Annotated in this window: 11 protein-coding genes and 1 tRNA gene; 7 read left to right on the top strand and 5 right to left on the bottom strand. The window is 46.6% G+C overall.

The genetic code is table 11. The features are described 5' to 3' along the window. The first annotated feature begins 140 nt into the window (after positions 1 to 140). The 3 genes from AC5JR3_RS09135 (at position 141) to AC5JR3_RS09125 (ending at position 3,636) form a co-directional block, all read left to right on the top strand. Entirely contained in the window at positions 141 to 1,454 is a 1,314-nt protein-coding gene (locus AC5JR3_RS09135) for an ATP-binding protein (protein ID WP_495845157.1), read from the top strand. A gap of 103 nt (positions 1,455 to 1,557) precedes the next feature. Beyond that, a complete protein-coding gene (locus AC5JR3_RS09130) occupies positions 1,558 to 2,856 on the top strand; it encodes a hypothetical protein (RefSeq protein ID WP_495845155.1) in 1,299 nt (432 codons plus the stop codon). A gap of 69 nt (positions 2,857 to 2,925) precedes the next feature. After that, complete coding sequence (locus tag AC5JR3_RS09125) at positions 2,926 to 3,636, top strand: DUF4230 domain-containing protein (RefSeq protein WP_495845153.1); 711 nt, start codon at positions 2,926 to 2,928, stop codon at positions 3,634 to 3,636. Positions 3,637 to 3,736: 100 nt separating this feature from the next. On the opposite strand, the gene AC5JR3_RS09120 is transcribed toward AC5JR3_RS09125, so the two are convergent. Together AC5JR3_RS09120 and nadA are read right to left on the bottom strand one after the other, a co-directional pair. Further along, positions 3,737 to 4,654: an AAA family ATPase gene (locus AC5JR3_RS09120; RefSeq protein ID WP_495845151.1), complete on the bottom strand. Its 918-nt coding sequence runs from the start codon at positions 4,652 to 4,654 to the stop codon at positions 3,737 to 3,739. Positions 4,655 to 4,731: 77 nt separating this feature from the next. Then, the gene (gene nadA, locus AC5JR3_RS09115) at positions 4,732 to 5,703 is read right to left on the bottom strand and encodes a quinolinate synthase NadA (RefSeq protein WP_495845149.1); all 972 of its coding nucleotides are present in this window, start codon (positions 5,701 to 5,703) and stop codon (positions 4,732 to 4,734) included. Positions 5,704 to 6,064: 361 nt separating this feature from the next. Here nadA and AC5JR3_RS09110 point away from each other — a divergent pair, with 361 nt between their 5' ends. Together AC5JR3_RS09110 and AC5JR3_RS09105 are read left to right on the top strand one after the other, a co-directional pair. Beyond that, entirely contained in the window at positions 6,065 to 7,006 is a 942-nt protein-coding gene (locus tag AC5JR3_RS09110) for a TIGR04168 family protein (RefSeq protein ID WP_495845147.1), read from the top strand. 35 nt (positions 7,007 to 7,041) lie between these two features. Beyond that, positions 7,042 to 7,126, top strand: a tRNA-Ser gene (locus AC5JR3_RS09105). 160 nt (positions 7,127 to 7,286) lie between these two features. Here the strand turns inward: AC5JR3_RS09105 and AC5JR3_RS09100 are convergent. Beyond that, a complete protein-coding gene (locus AC5JR3_RS09100) occupies positions 7,287 to 7,997 on the bottom strand; it encodes a histidine kinase (RefSeq protein ID WP_495845146.1) in 711 nt (236 codons plus the stop codon). Between the two features lie 80 nt (positions 7,998 to 8,077). Beyond that, positions 8,078 to 8,914, bottom strand: coding sequence for a hypothetical protein (locus AC5JR3_RS09095; protein ID WP_495845145.1), 837 nt, complete (start codon positions 8,912 to 8,914; stop codon positions 8,078 to 8,080). Between the two features lie 911 nt (positions 8,915 to 9,825). Here AC5JR3_RS09095 and AC5JR3_RS09090 point away from each other — a divergent pair. Beyond that, positions 9,826 to 10,197 carry a DUF2237 family protein gene (locus AC5JR3_RS09090; RefSeq protein ID WP_495845143.1) on the top strand — a complete coding sequence of 124 codons (372 nt, stop codon included), beginning with the start codon at positions 9,826 to 9,828 and terminating at the stop codon, positions 10,195 to 10,197. Positions 10,198 to 10,537: 340 nt separating this feature from the next. Further along, a complete protein-coding gene (gene argB, locus AC5JR3_RS09085; protein ID WP_495845141.1) occupies positions 10,538 to 11,431 on the top strand; it encodes an acetylglutamate kinase in 894 nt (297 codons plus the stop codon). A gap of 11 nt (positions 11,432 to 11,442) precedes the next feature. Here the strand turns inward: argB and AC5JR3_RS09080 are convergent, their stop codons facing one another. After that, positions 11,443 to 11,901: a hypothetical protein gene (locus AC5JR3_RS09080; protein ID WP_495845140.1), complete on the bottom strand. Its 459-nt coding sequence runs from the start codon at positions 11,899 to 11,901 to the stop codon at positions 11,443 to 11,445. Positions 11,902 to 11,992: the final 91 nt, after the last annotated feature.

The raw sequence follows: 11,992 nt of genomic DNA, 5'->3' as shown, positions 1-11,992 counted from the left end.
CCTTCACCCTTCACCCTTCACCCTTCACCCTTCACCCTTCATACTTCACCCTTCACCCTTCACCCTTCACCCTTCACCCTTCACCCTTCACCCTTCACCCTTCATACTTCATACTTCATCCACATCTTAAAATTGCAATCATGCCTTCTCTCCCTCCTCGCGCTGTTTCCTCCATTCAGTTTCTCCAACGTCAGGCGGCGTCCTTGTTGCTGTACCAATCCGTCCTGAGTGGAGATGTTGGTTGCGCCTTTCTCGAATTGTTGCAAGCCTTACAGCACCCAGAACTTGACGGACTAAAGTGCCTGGAAACCTACGCCAGTTTATTCAAAGCCCTCGCTACCGAGGGTCAAAGCTGGCAAGAGTACCTTCTAAACCGCATTCTCAGAGACGATAACCCCTTCACCCAGCAGGCTCAATTAGGGGTCTTACAAAACCCAGCCCTGATCGCGGCTGCCCAGCATGACTTGCAGGCGTTACAGAGCCTTTATAACTGTAGTGGTGACCAACTCAGCCAGTGGGTACAAGCGGCAACCGGATTGACCGTTGCCCCGGTTGTCTGGCATCAAAAAGCAACGGATAATGCTGACCAAGCCCTAATAGAAGTTAGGGTACTTGCTGCCTTGCGAGAGCTGGATAATTGGGGAGATGCGGTTGAGAGTTTGGTATCCCACTATCAGCAGTTTGGTACAGGTTTGTTTGTCGAGTATCAGGCGTTTCGCTGGCAGTCAGGGCAATTGGTGGGCATTTCCCATCCCGATCCGGTGCAGTTGGCTGAGTTAGTCGGCTATGAATTACAGCAAGATACTTTAGTAAAAAACACGGAATTTTTGCTGGCGGGTTATCCTGCCTTGCATGTCTTGCTTTATGGCAGTCGGGGTTCTGGTAAGTCTTCGTTAGTCAAAGGATTGCTCAATGAATATGGTGTCCGTGGCTTGCGCTTAGTAGAAGTGACTAAATCTGAGTTGAACCACTTACCCCAGATTGTTGAGCAATTGCGGGGTGTGCCTCAGAAGTTCATTATTTTTGTGGATGACTTGTCTTTTGAAGAGGATGATGATGCTTTTAAAGCGCTAAAAGTTGTTCTGGAAGGGAATATCACCGCCCGACCGCAAAACGTGGTGGTGTATGCAACCTCAAATCGCCGTCACTTAGTGCGGGAGTTTTTTGACGACAGACCGCGTCCTAAAGATGCGGAAGAAATCCAGTCATGGGATACTGTGCAGGAAAAGCTGTCATTTAGCGATCGCTTCGGCTTAACCCTTACCTTTGAGCCAGCCGATCAAAAGACTTACCTAGCAATTGTCCACCATCTTGCTGTCCATGCAGGCATTAAGCTGGTTCCAGAGGAGTTAGAGTATCGCGCCCTGCAATGGGCAACCCGCCACAATGGACGTTCTGGACGCACCGCCCGCCAATTTATCGATTTCCTCCGTGGTGAGTTAGCTTTTTTATGAAGCAACTTTATGACGCAAAGGTTGTTAGCCTAAAGAGATTGAGAAGGTTTTGAATTTTGACCGCAACCGATCCTTAAGCACTGACTAATGACTAACAAGCGACATGCAATCAACTAAGGTCGTTAATCAAATTCTGTTGAGTTCAATTGCTTTCGGCGTCAGCTTAGGACTGGGACTGCTGATCAACCGAGATTTTGGAAGAGCCTTGCTTACAGGTGTGATTACTGCCCCAGCTAGCTTTATTGGAGCCATCATTGCTGATAATCGACGCCTCAAGCAAGAACGACTGCTTCGAGGCTCGATTCAACACCAGATTGAAGACTTGGAAGAAGAAGAAATTCAACTGTATGAGTCTCTATCGGCAATAACAGTAACAAGACGAGAAATAGAAGCGAGTATTACTGCGTTGCAAGCTGAACGTAATCTGCTCCTTGAGCGAGTTTCAGAATTACATAATCAAAGAAATGAGCATTATAAAGAATTTACTGACATTCTCAATCAAAAGCAACAGCAAGAAGAAGAGTTTAACAACCTACAAACTCAACTTTATCAACTAGAAAAAAAACAATCTGAACTTAATCAGTCCCTCGCCGCTAAAACTGCCCAACTTCAGCCAGCAGAAGCGCGTTTAATTCGTCTACAAGCTGAACTAGAGCAGTTACAAATTCAAGTGACTGAACAACAGATCCAGCAAGCACAGCTTATCCACGATTTCGCTACCTTAGAAGGACGAAAACAGCTTCTAACAAGCGAACGCTACGAGTTAGAAGCGCAAATTAAAGCCCTAGAAGCAAGTCAGGAAAGCCTCAAGCAAACGTTAGCTCCCTTGCTAGAACAGCAGCAACAAGTTGAAAATCAGCTAACTACTAAACGCGCAGAGTTAAAGCAATTACAAAACCAAGTTTTAGAAAAACAGCAGCAACAACAGGATATCGAGCGAGATTTTGCTAATTTAGTTCAGCAAAAAGAGCAGTTACAACTTGAGATTCAATATCTACAAACTCAGGGACAACTGGCAAGGCAAACAACAAGTTTTCCTCAAGAAGCTAGTCGGCAATTAGATCAGGAAATCTACCCGCTTCTACCCAACGAATGGTTGCAATGGCTAGATTTCACTAACCAACTAAGTAGCGGTGAGCAACAGGCACTTAAAGCTATTTTAGAACAGGATGAAGTGGGGTTAAAGAGAGTTGCTGATGAAAATTACACAATGCCGCAGGTTTTGATTGATTCTATTAATGAACAAGCTAGTAATTTTGAAGATATCCTTTTTGTAGGAAGAGGAGTTTCTCTGATTCCGGAAATTAACGAAGCGTATTCTCAATTTTTTAGAGAACCTTTGCTCGTATATTTCAAAGATTTATTAGTTTTAGAGCATCGTTCTGAAAGTAACAAGATGTAAAAAGGTATTGACAGAAATACCTTTTTCTAGAACCTCACGATATAGTAATCTTCATATGGAAGCGATCGCATGATTGAACAGCACCAACCGCGTCCTCGCCGCGTTACCTCGTCAATATTCAACAATTTATCGCTCCTAGCCACCGGGGGTGTTGCTATGGCAGCCCTGCTGATGCTAATCGGGATGTTACGCACGGGGATGGACTTTTTTGAGCGATTACAGACAATTTTCAACGCATCACCGCCAGAAGTTGATGTGCGATCGCTCGTAGTCCGGCAAGTGCGAGGAGCAAGCGAACTAACAACCGCTGTCTTTGCGATGGAAGCCGTCGTCCCCACGAGTCAAGATCGGCAAGTTGGCGGTGTTGTCCTTGGTAAAACCACCCTACTTTATATTGCCTACGGCGAAGTCAGAGCAGGCGTGGACTTGGGTGAGTTGCAGCCTGAGGACGTGCAAGTCAACGGCGATACTGTCCAAATTCGTCTCCCCCCTCCCCGCATCCTCGATAGCAAAATTGATGTCAACCGCTCCAGTGTGTACGACTACGACCGAGGTTTTCTCGGTTTAGGGCCAGATGTCGCCCCGCAGTTGCAAACCTTAGCCGAGCGAGAAACCCTGAAGAAAATTGTCGCGACGGCTTGTAGAGAGGATTTGCTGGCAGAGGCAAACGACAAGGCAGAATTAGCTGTGACTAAACTCTTAAACACTTTGGACGATAAAAAAGTTGAGGTAGAAACTCAACCGCCCTCACCTGAAACTTGCACCAATTCAAGTTCTTGAAGATTAGCTCTAGAAAAATCCCTACATCGCCGTTTTTCAGAAGTTTAGAAGCTCGCTCTGAAAGAGAATAAAGTTACAATTCTTTCAAAATTGTTCTAGATTACAAACCAAATATAGCTTTTTTAAGTTCTGTATAAACCTGCGTTCCTGAAGTCACTAGTGGTGCTAGTGTATCTCGGCAAAATGAATTTACGTTGTTTCCAGGCTTCTCTAGTTTTAGTAAGTCTTTTGCCGCATTATAAATAGCTCCCGCAGCCGATTTTATGTCATCGCTTGGGTTATTACGGGGAGGAGCAGAACTGCGCTCAATAGCTTCTTTCTTTCTCTCTAACAAAGAAGAATACTGATGTAGTTGATTAGAGTTTTCAGCAAGTAAGTGAAGTATTTCATTATCAAATAAATATGATTCTATATGCCTGCGTGAAAGAACTCTAATTTTCTGCTTAGCAAGCTCTTCAATCTCAGTATCGCTTTTATCATCTTTATCAACGACACGAATAATTTCTACCCCCTTGGCAAGAGCTTCAATAGCTGAAACTAAAGCCAACCGGTCTGTCTCTACTTCAATTGAATTACCTGCCGACAGAAACTGAGTGTCAGGAAATTCTTCAGCAAAAATTTTACGGTAGCAATGTGCATCAAATTCTGCTTTTTTAGGATTGCCTGTACCCACGGGATTTCCTTCACATATAACTACTCTTTGAGGAGCTATGAGGTCAGATAGATCGTCTAAGGCTACTTTAAGTGTGCGTTCCCAGAAAGCACGGTTAAGTGGCTGTGGCATCAGAGTTTGTGGTTGATCAAAGTCTTTCTCATCAAAATCAAGAAATACTACTTCACCAGGGTTAGATTCTTGTAAATCTCTAGCCCGACGCATCATGCCAATTGAATGCGTTGCTATCCAAAGCTGACAATTATCTGGAAGCAATTTAAAAAGCTCCTCTAATAATTTACTTTGGAGGCGAGTGTTCATATGAATTTCTGGCTCATCAATACAAAATACGAGGTAGGTTAACAACAGCGTAACCTACCTTACAGAAACTGATTCAATACCTAACTGAAATTCAACAAAAGTCTTCTATCCTAATTGCATCCCTACACGCTCATCTCCAACATCCGCTGAATCGGTCGCAAAGCTGCAACGCGAATATCCTCTGGCATGGTAATTTCTGGTTGTCGATGCTTCATCGCCAGATACAACTTCTCCAGCGTATTCAGCCGCATGAAAGGACACTCATTACAATTGCAATTGTTTGTCCCTGGAGCAGGGATAAATCGCTTGTTGGGAGCCTCCTTTTGCATTTGGTGAATAATTCCCGGTTCCGTCGCCACGATAAATGATTGCTTCGGACTATTTTGCGAATACTTCAGCAAGGCGGTTGTCGAGCCGATATAGGAAGCGTGACGCAGTACGGGGGCTTCGCATTCTGGGTGAGCGATAATCTCCGCGTCTGGATGTTCAATTTGTAACTGCACCAGTCTCTTTTCTGAGAAGGTTTCGTGAACGATGCAGCTTCCTTGCCACAGCACCAAATCGCGTCCTGTTTGCTCCATGACGTAGCGCCCCAAATTGCGATCGGGAGCGAAGATAATCGGCTGATTTTCGGGAATCTGGTTGACAATTTTGACGGCGTTGGAACTGGTGCAGATGATGTCGCTCATCGCCTTGATTTCGGCAGAGCAATTGATGTAAGACACCACTAGATGATCGGGATGCGCCGCTTTAAACGCAGCAAATTCGGCAGGAGGACAGCTATCCGCCAGCGAACAACCCGCCTCTAAATCTGGGAGTAGTACCAGTTTGTCCGGGTTGAGGATTTTGGCAGTTTCTGCCATGAAGTGGACACCAGCAAAGACGATGACATCGGCGTTTGTACTCGCTGCTTGTTGGGACAGCCCCAGGGAATCGCCCAGGTAGTCGGCAACATCCTGGATATCAGGGTCTTGGTAATAGTGCGCGAGAATAACGGCATTCAGGTCTTTTTTGAGTGCGTCAATTGCCCCAAATAAATCGTGGGGAAGAGCGCCGAATGCTTGCGTCTGTTGCGGAAGTGCTGTCGTAAACAAGGTGTTGAGTTACCCCGTAAAAAGAGTCTGTGATAATTATAGTTATTTTTACCAAAAACTGCATGGTGTTTGAGAAAAATTCAGAAAACGTGCAGTAAAACAACTATCTCTAGATTGATGAGGGATTAGGGGGAGAAACGATGAAGTGTGTATAGCCTTGGGGACGGGTGCGCTGATCCGCGATGCTCTTTCGTAGCCGAGGATGAAGGATAAACTAAGTGTTGGGAACTGGCGTTCGGTATGTTTGCGTAGCAGCAAGGAGGGCAAACCATGAACTATGAATTATTAGCAAGTTTGCGATTAACCCTGCCAAAATAGCGAGGCTTTCTTATCCTGGAAAAGGACTGGAGAGAGAGAGTAGATGAGCAATCAGAGTAATTACGAGCAGCCACTAAAAATTGCTGTTGTTGGAGATATCCACGATGCTTGGGAAGCTGAGGATGGTGTGGCTCTCCAAGCGCTGGGTGTGGATTTGGTGCTGTTTGTGGGGGATTTTGGCAATGAGTCGGTGGAGGTGGTGCGAGAAATTGCCAATTTAGAGCTTCCCAAGGCTGCCATTATGGGCAATCATGACGCTTGGTACAGTGCCTCAGACTGGGGAAGAAAAAAATCGCCCTACGACCATACCAAGGAAGACTGGGTGCAAGAACAACTAGACTTACTCGGTGAGGCACATGTCGGTTATGGGAAGCTGGACTTTCCAGAGTTTAATCTCTCTGTTGTTGGCAGTCGTCCCTTTAGCTGGGGTGGCGAAGTTTGGAAGAACCAGAACTTCTATCAAGAGCGTTACGGTGTCAACAATTTTGAGGAGTCGGTTGAGCGGATTGTTGCGGCGGCACAGAGTACGGCGTATGAAACGATTATTTTTATGGGTCACAACGGCCCGGTGGGTTTAGGGGAAGCCGCAGAAGACCCTTGTGGCAAGGATTGGAACCCGATTGGGGGGGATTATGGCGATCCGGATTTTGGGGAAGCGATCGCCAAAACCAGAAACTTAGGTAAATCCATTTCCCTAGTTACCTTCGGTCACATGCACCACAAACTGCGTCATAGGAAAGACCAGTTACGCACATCGCTCTTCACTAGCCCTGAGGGGACAGTTTATTTAAATTCCGCCCGCGTCCCTCGGATTATCGAAACTAGCAGCGATCGCCTGCGGAATTTCTCCCTGGTGACGATGCAAGCTGGTATTGTCTCCCAGGTTTCTCTGGTTTGGGTGGGACAAGATTACGCGATCGCTTCTGAAGAAGTTCTCTATCGCCATTCAGAAGCTGTTGTACAAACTACTTCTAGACAGTCGTAACAAGCGCCCCCCACCTTGATATGATAGATAAACCTGGAGAGGTGGCAGAGTGGTCGATTGCGTCCGACTTGAAATCGGATGACTCGCAAGAGTCCGTGAGTTCGAATCTCACCCTCTCCGTTGAACGGATAACTGGGGTTTAGGCGAAAGCCATAGCCAAAGCGATCGCCCTAACTGAGAGTAGCGATCGCTTTGGCTTTATATTTGGGTCAAGGCGAGGAAACTATCTACAGGTTACGCCGCTTGACCTAAGATACAACGGCTGAAATAGTTGCCAGATTTATCGAATTTCGTCTCGCTTGTCAACGATAAGTACCTCTGGTTCGTTATCGCGGTCTATGTCTATGTCGCGAGTCTTGGTAACAACTTCCTCTCGCTCCACCACGGGTTCGGCTACTGGAGCAGCAGGAGCAGGCTTAGCTCCGACAAGATCGGGAGCATCGTACATGCCAAACTCTTGAACATTGTGATTACGCATAATGGATTGAGAGCGACTAAGGTCATCTTCCGTTCCGCTGACCATTACCAAATAGTCGCCAGCCTCGATGCGCTGGTTGTATACCTTGGCTCTCTCTTCAGGAATACCTAGACCAACCAATGCTCCAATAATACCGCCAGCCGCCGCACCAATTCCGGCTCCTGCCAGAGTAGAGGCTATAGCCGATATCTCTGCTCCTGCTGCGAGTATTGGCCCAACACCAGGAATCGCTAGTAAACCGACACCGATTAAGAAGCCACCAAGACCACCTAGAACCGTACCAGTGGTCGCACCAATTCCGGCTCCTTCCTTGGCTTCATTTCCGTGTTGTTCTGTTACCTCTTCAGCGCCCTTGACACCGTCAATGTGCCGCGCGATTAGGGAGACTCTGTCCATGTCGTAAGCTGACTTCTTCAGGTCACTGAGTACAGCTTCGACATCTTCTTGCCTGTTGAAAACACCGACAGCACGTTTGTAGTAACCGCGTTCTGGTGTAGTTCTTGCATTGACCATTTTTATTTCCTTTATTGAATTCAACTGTTTGGATTTCTCTTAATTACTTAGAGAAAGAAATTTTTACCCTAATCAGGCTACTAGTTACCAGGAGCAGGATCGACAGCAGAGGGATAGACACCATCGGCTACAATTACGGGTCTGTCAGTGTATCTAGATAAAAACTCCTGGATCTTGTTGTCGTCCCAGCCCAAATTTGCTTCTTGCAGAACTTGAGCGTTAGCCTGACGCGCTACGCCGGTCACCGTAACGTTTTCGCCTTCGTCAAGTACACCGCCTCCAGTCTTACCCTCGGTACCAACAACTAGTACGCCGACATCATCAACCCAACCTTCTTCAAATAGAGCAAAGGCATTGTTAGTTGCTTCCAGTTTTCTGAGGTCACCCTCGACAGCGATTTTTTTATCGAAATAACCTGCAGGAGCTTGCGCTAGCTGTTCGGGCTTGGGGGCAAGTGCTAGAGACTTGGCAATAATGGCGGGTTTGCGCTCGTAGTCTACATACAGTTCGTCTTCTAACGTCAGACCGTATTTTTCCTCGACATCGGCAACAACAAATTCCTCAACTGTCCCCGTCGCTTGAATGGGTATTTCACTAGGAAGCACAAAGGAATCACCGGTGGAATTAACCACTAAGATGGATTCACCCCCTTCCGGCTGTAGGACAAAGCTGTTCTCTCCAACTGCTGTTGCTGTTTCGCTTCTGATCGTCACCTCTTTTCCGACCACCGGAGATGTCGGATCGGCTGCAACATCCGCAACGTCTTCCTTAGTAACGTTGGTTCTCCCCTCTTCAATCTCTTCACCACCACCGCAGCCAACCAGCAAGGTGGTGAGAGCCAGGGTGAACGCTCCTAGGCAAGCACCTGTTCTTTTAGACCAGTGAGGGGCAGAGTAAGTTTGATTTTGATTAAGCATAATTATCCTTTTGTTAATTAGACACCATGAACTGCGTACATCAGTACGCATAAAGATTTATTTTCAAAATAGAAATAAATATCTGCATCTGTGTATCCGTATAATCTCATGTAATGTAAACACTACTCAATCTCGTCTAAGGGATCGAGGTTGCTTTCACAACAATTAGATACCTGTGTTTACTTTTTTCCACCTAATATTTATTAAAAGCACTACAACAAGAGTTAGTGCTTATCTAAAAGCAGCAAACTCAGCTATCTAACTCATTGGTGCTTAGATGGATACGACTTTAATACGTCACTTCTAACTTAGCTTCCATCGAAGCTATTCTGACTCTATCTCCAGGGTGATCTTTCTTTCTAGCTAATTACAGATAAAGAATTTCACCGTTTAGCCAAGTAAGCCTGTGCTTGATGCCAGTAATTCAGAATAATTGCTTCAATCTTGACTAGGAGCAACTGCTGGAAGTACTTTCAGTCGTTTAGAGGGGTGGGAACATAGGCGATCGCGATCGCATTTTGAGTCTATAACTTATCCTTAACAAAAAAATAATTAAATTAAATGTATCAACTCAATGTTCTCAATCGAGTGAAGGAAAAAATAGTCAAACTTCCAATGCAGCAAATATTAATAGCACTTAATATTATTTAAAATTGCACAGCATAGGTTTGATGAAGTGATGCAAACCCATTTTTTATTCCTGTACATTTCTATACCTGAGATAAGAAACTAGCTGAGATTTCTAGGAATGCGATCGCGCGGCTGGTAATTAAGTTTCATTCCGTTGGGTTCCAACCGATTCAGCGATCGCTCAAGTGCCAAGAAGTCCCATACCCAAAAAACACGCCTTGCCGAGCGCCAGCAGATCTCTATAATCTACCAATGAAAGCTTTTACAGAGAAGTTGTTGTTATGACACAGGCTAGGAACGTCCTTGGAGGAGAGTTGGAGACTTGCTGCACGTCTCCTATGACCGGATTTTATCGGGACGGACAATGTAGTACAGGCGCTGGTGACGTTGGTTCGCACGTCGTCTGTGCGGAAATGACGGAAGAATTCCTGGCATTCACTCAGTCGGCGGGAAACGATCTGAGTACGCCTGTCCCCACTTATAATTTCCCAGGTCTAAAACCCGGCGATCGCTGGTGTTTGTGTGCTTCTCGCTGGAAGGAGGCGCTGGATGCTGGTGTGGCACCACCTGTCGTTTTATCAGCAACTCATGCATTAGCGGTGGAATACGTTTCTTTGGATGAACTGAAGCAACACGGCCTTGACCCTAGCTGAAATCCTCATCCTGGAGAGATTTGCTGAGTATTGCTACGCGAGCAGTTTGCTGCACCACCGATGTCATGCATTCCTAACTCAGCCGCTTCCAAGAGCTGCCTGGGTTGTCAGACAATTAGATCGGTAAGAACCAGCCAGCAGATGCCTTCACAATGCTCCTATAGGCAATTGCCAAGTGCGATCGCGCTGCGGCTTGGTCTTGCACGCCTATAGCTAAAATTACCAAGCATCCTGCATTGCAGGAAAACTTAGAATTAGTTCTGGGAATCTTCTGCCGAGCCTGCCAAATACTCGTCAGTCAAACCTCTCAAACAACTTACCGCTCTTTTTATTGCTGCTCATGCTCAACGATAGCGACTACATCAGAGAAGCCGAAGCCACTCGCGTGCGGGTGCTAAGTGAAGCCCTCCCCTACATTCAACAATTTGCTGGTCGAACCGTGGTTGTCAAATATGGCGGTGCTGCCATGAAAGACAGCTTTCTCAAAGACAAGGTGATCCGCGACATCGTGTTTTTATCCTGCGTCGGCTTGCGACCTGTCGTCGTGCATGGTGGAGGGCCGGAAATCAATAGCTGGCTAGAAAAACTAGGCATTGAGCCGCAATTTAAAAATGGGCTGCGAGTGACGGATGCTGCCACGATGGATGTGGTGGAGATGGTGCTAGTAGGTCGCGTCAACAAAGAACTTGTTGCCCTTATAAACCGTGCGGGTGGCATGGCGGTGGGACTGTGCGGCAAAGATGGCAACCTCATCAAAGCCCGCCCTGAAGGTCGAGAAGGCATTGGCTTTGTTGGGGAAGTCAACAGTGTGGATATTAAGCTGGTGGAGTCCCTGGTTAAAAGCGGCTATATTCCTGTTGTATCAAGCGTTGCCGCCGACGAAAACGGGCAAGCCTACAACATCAACGCCGATACGGTAGCGGGGGAGATTGCTGCGGCGTTGGGGGCAGAAAAGTTGATTTTGCTCACGGATACTGCCGGGATTTTGAAGGATTATCATGACCCCTCTACCCTGATTGCCAAGCTATCGATTCAAGAAGCGCGAGAGCTTATTAATGCAGGTATTGTTGGCGGAGGGATGATTCCCAAGGTCAACTGCTGCGTGCGATCGCTTGCCCAAGGCGTCCACGCTGCCCACATCATTGACGGTCGCCTTCCCCACGCCCTACTGCTGGAAATCTTTACCGACGAAGGGATTGGCTCCATGATTGTTGGTTCAAAGTTGATGATTTGAGCGAGTAACCCCTATAGCCCAATATTGATTTGGACATTCGGCGAACCGTAATAAATACGCGATCGCTGGATTCCTCGGCGCGGGGTGTTGACGATTGTTGGGTTAATTAATACCGAATCAGTAATTCGCGAATCGATCACAGTGGGGTTAATCAAGGTGGAATTGCGGATTACACCCCGTGTAGGCGTTCCACTAAATCCGTAATCATAGGAGTCGTAGGGTGATGAATAAGGTTGAGTTGTAGGCTGACGTAAGGGTACGGGGGATGGAATTGGGCTGCCGTACACATACGGTAGAGAGGGCTGCACGGGCTGGACAAATGTATTGTGCTGAAATACTCTCCGGGGTCTTGCCGTTGCTGGTAGTGCCACTACCGTTAGTAAAATAACCCCCAAGCTTAAGGAAGTCAGCGGAGAATTAAGTCCAAATCCACTAAAACAACCTTGCCGAAATGCAGGACGTGTCAGCATAGTTTCACCTCAAAATATCCCAGGGCTTAATAGAAGTTACTGAATCGTTTGCTCGCTAATTCGTTCCACCACACCCTGCGAGCAAGAGTGC

Source organism: Kastovskya adunca, from assembly GCF_059505785.1.
This window is presented reverse-complemented; position numbering and strand designations above follow the sequence as displayed.

What these genes read in the sequence shown, in the direction of transcription:
- AC5JR3_RS09130 (WP_495845155.1), top strand. Translation starts at nt 1,558, where the DNA reads ATGCAATCAACTAAGGTCGTTAATCAAATTCTGTTGAGTTCAATTGCT.
- AC5JR3_RS09125 (WP_495845153.1), top strand. Translation starts at nt 2,926, where the DNA reads ATGATTGAACAGCACCAACCGCGTCCTCGCCGCGTTACCTCGTCAATA.
- AC5JR3_RS09095 (WP_495845145.1), bottom strand. Translation starts at nt 8,914, where the DNA reads ATGCTTAATCAAAATCAAACTTACTCTGCCCCTCACTGGTCTAAAAGA.
- AC5JR3_RS09135 (WP_495845157.1), top strand. Translation starts at nt 141, where the DNA reads ATGCCTTCTCTCCCTCCTCGCGCTGTTTCCTCCATTCAGTTTCTCCAA.
- AC5JR3_RS09080 (WP_495845140.1), bottom strand. Translation starts at nt 11,901, where the DNA reads ATGCTGACACGTCCTGCATTTCGGCAAGGTTGTTTTAGTGGATTTGGA.
- AC5JR3_RS09110 (WP_495845147.1), top strand. Translation starts at nt 6,065, where the DNA reads ATGAGCAATCAGAGTAATTACGAGCAGCCACTAAAAATTGCTGTTGTT.
- AC5JR3_RS09100 (WP_495845146.1), bottom strand. Translation starts at nt 7,997, where the DNA reads ATGGTCAATGCAAGAACTACACCAGAACGCGGTTACTACAAACGTGCT.
- AC5JR3_RS09090 (WP_495845143.1), top strand. Translation starts at nt 9,826, where the DNA reads ATGACACAGGCTAGGAACGTCCTTGGAGGAGAGTTGGAGACTTGCTGC.
- argB (WP_495845141.1), top strand. Translation starts at nt 10,538, where the DNA reads ATGCTCAACGATAGCGACTACATCAGAGAAGCCGAAGCCACTCGCGTG.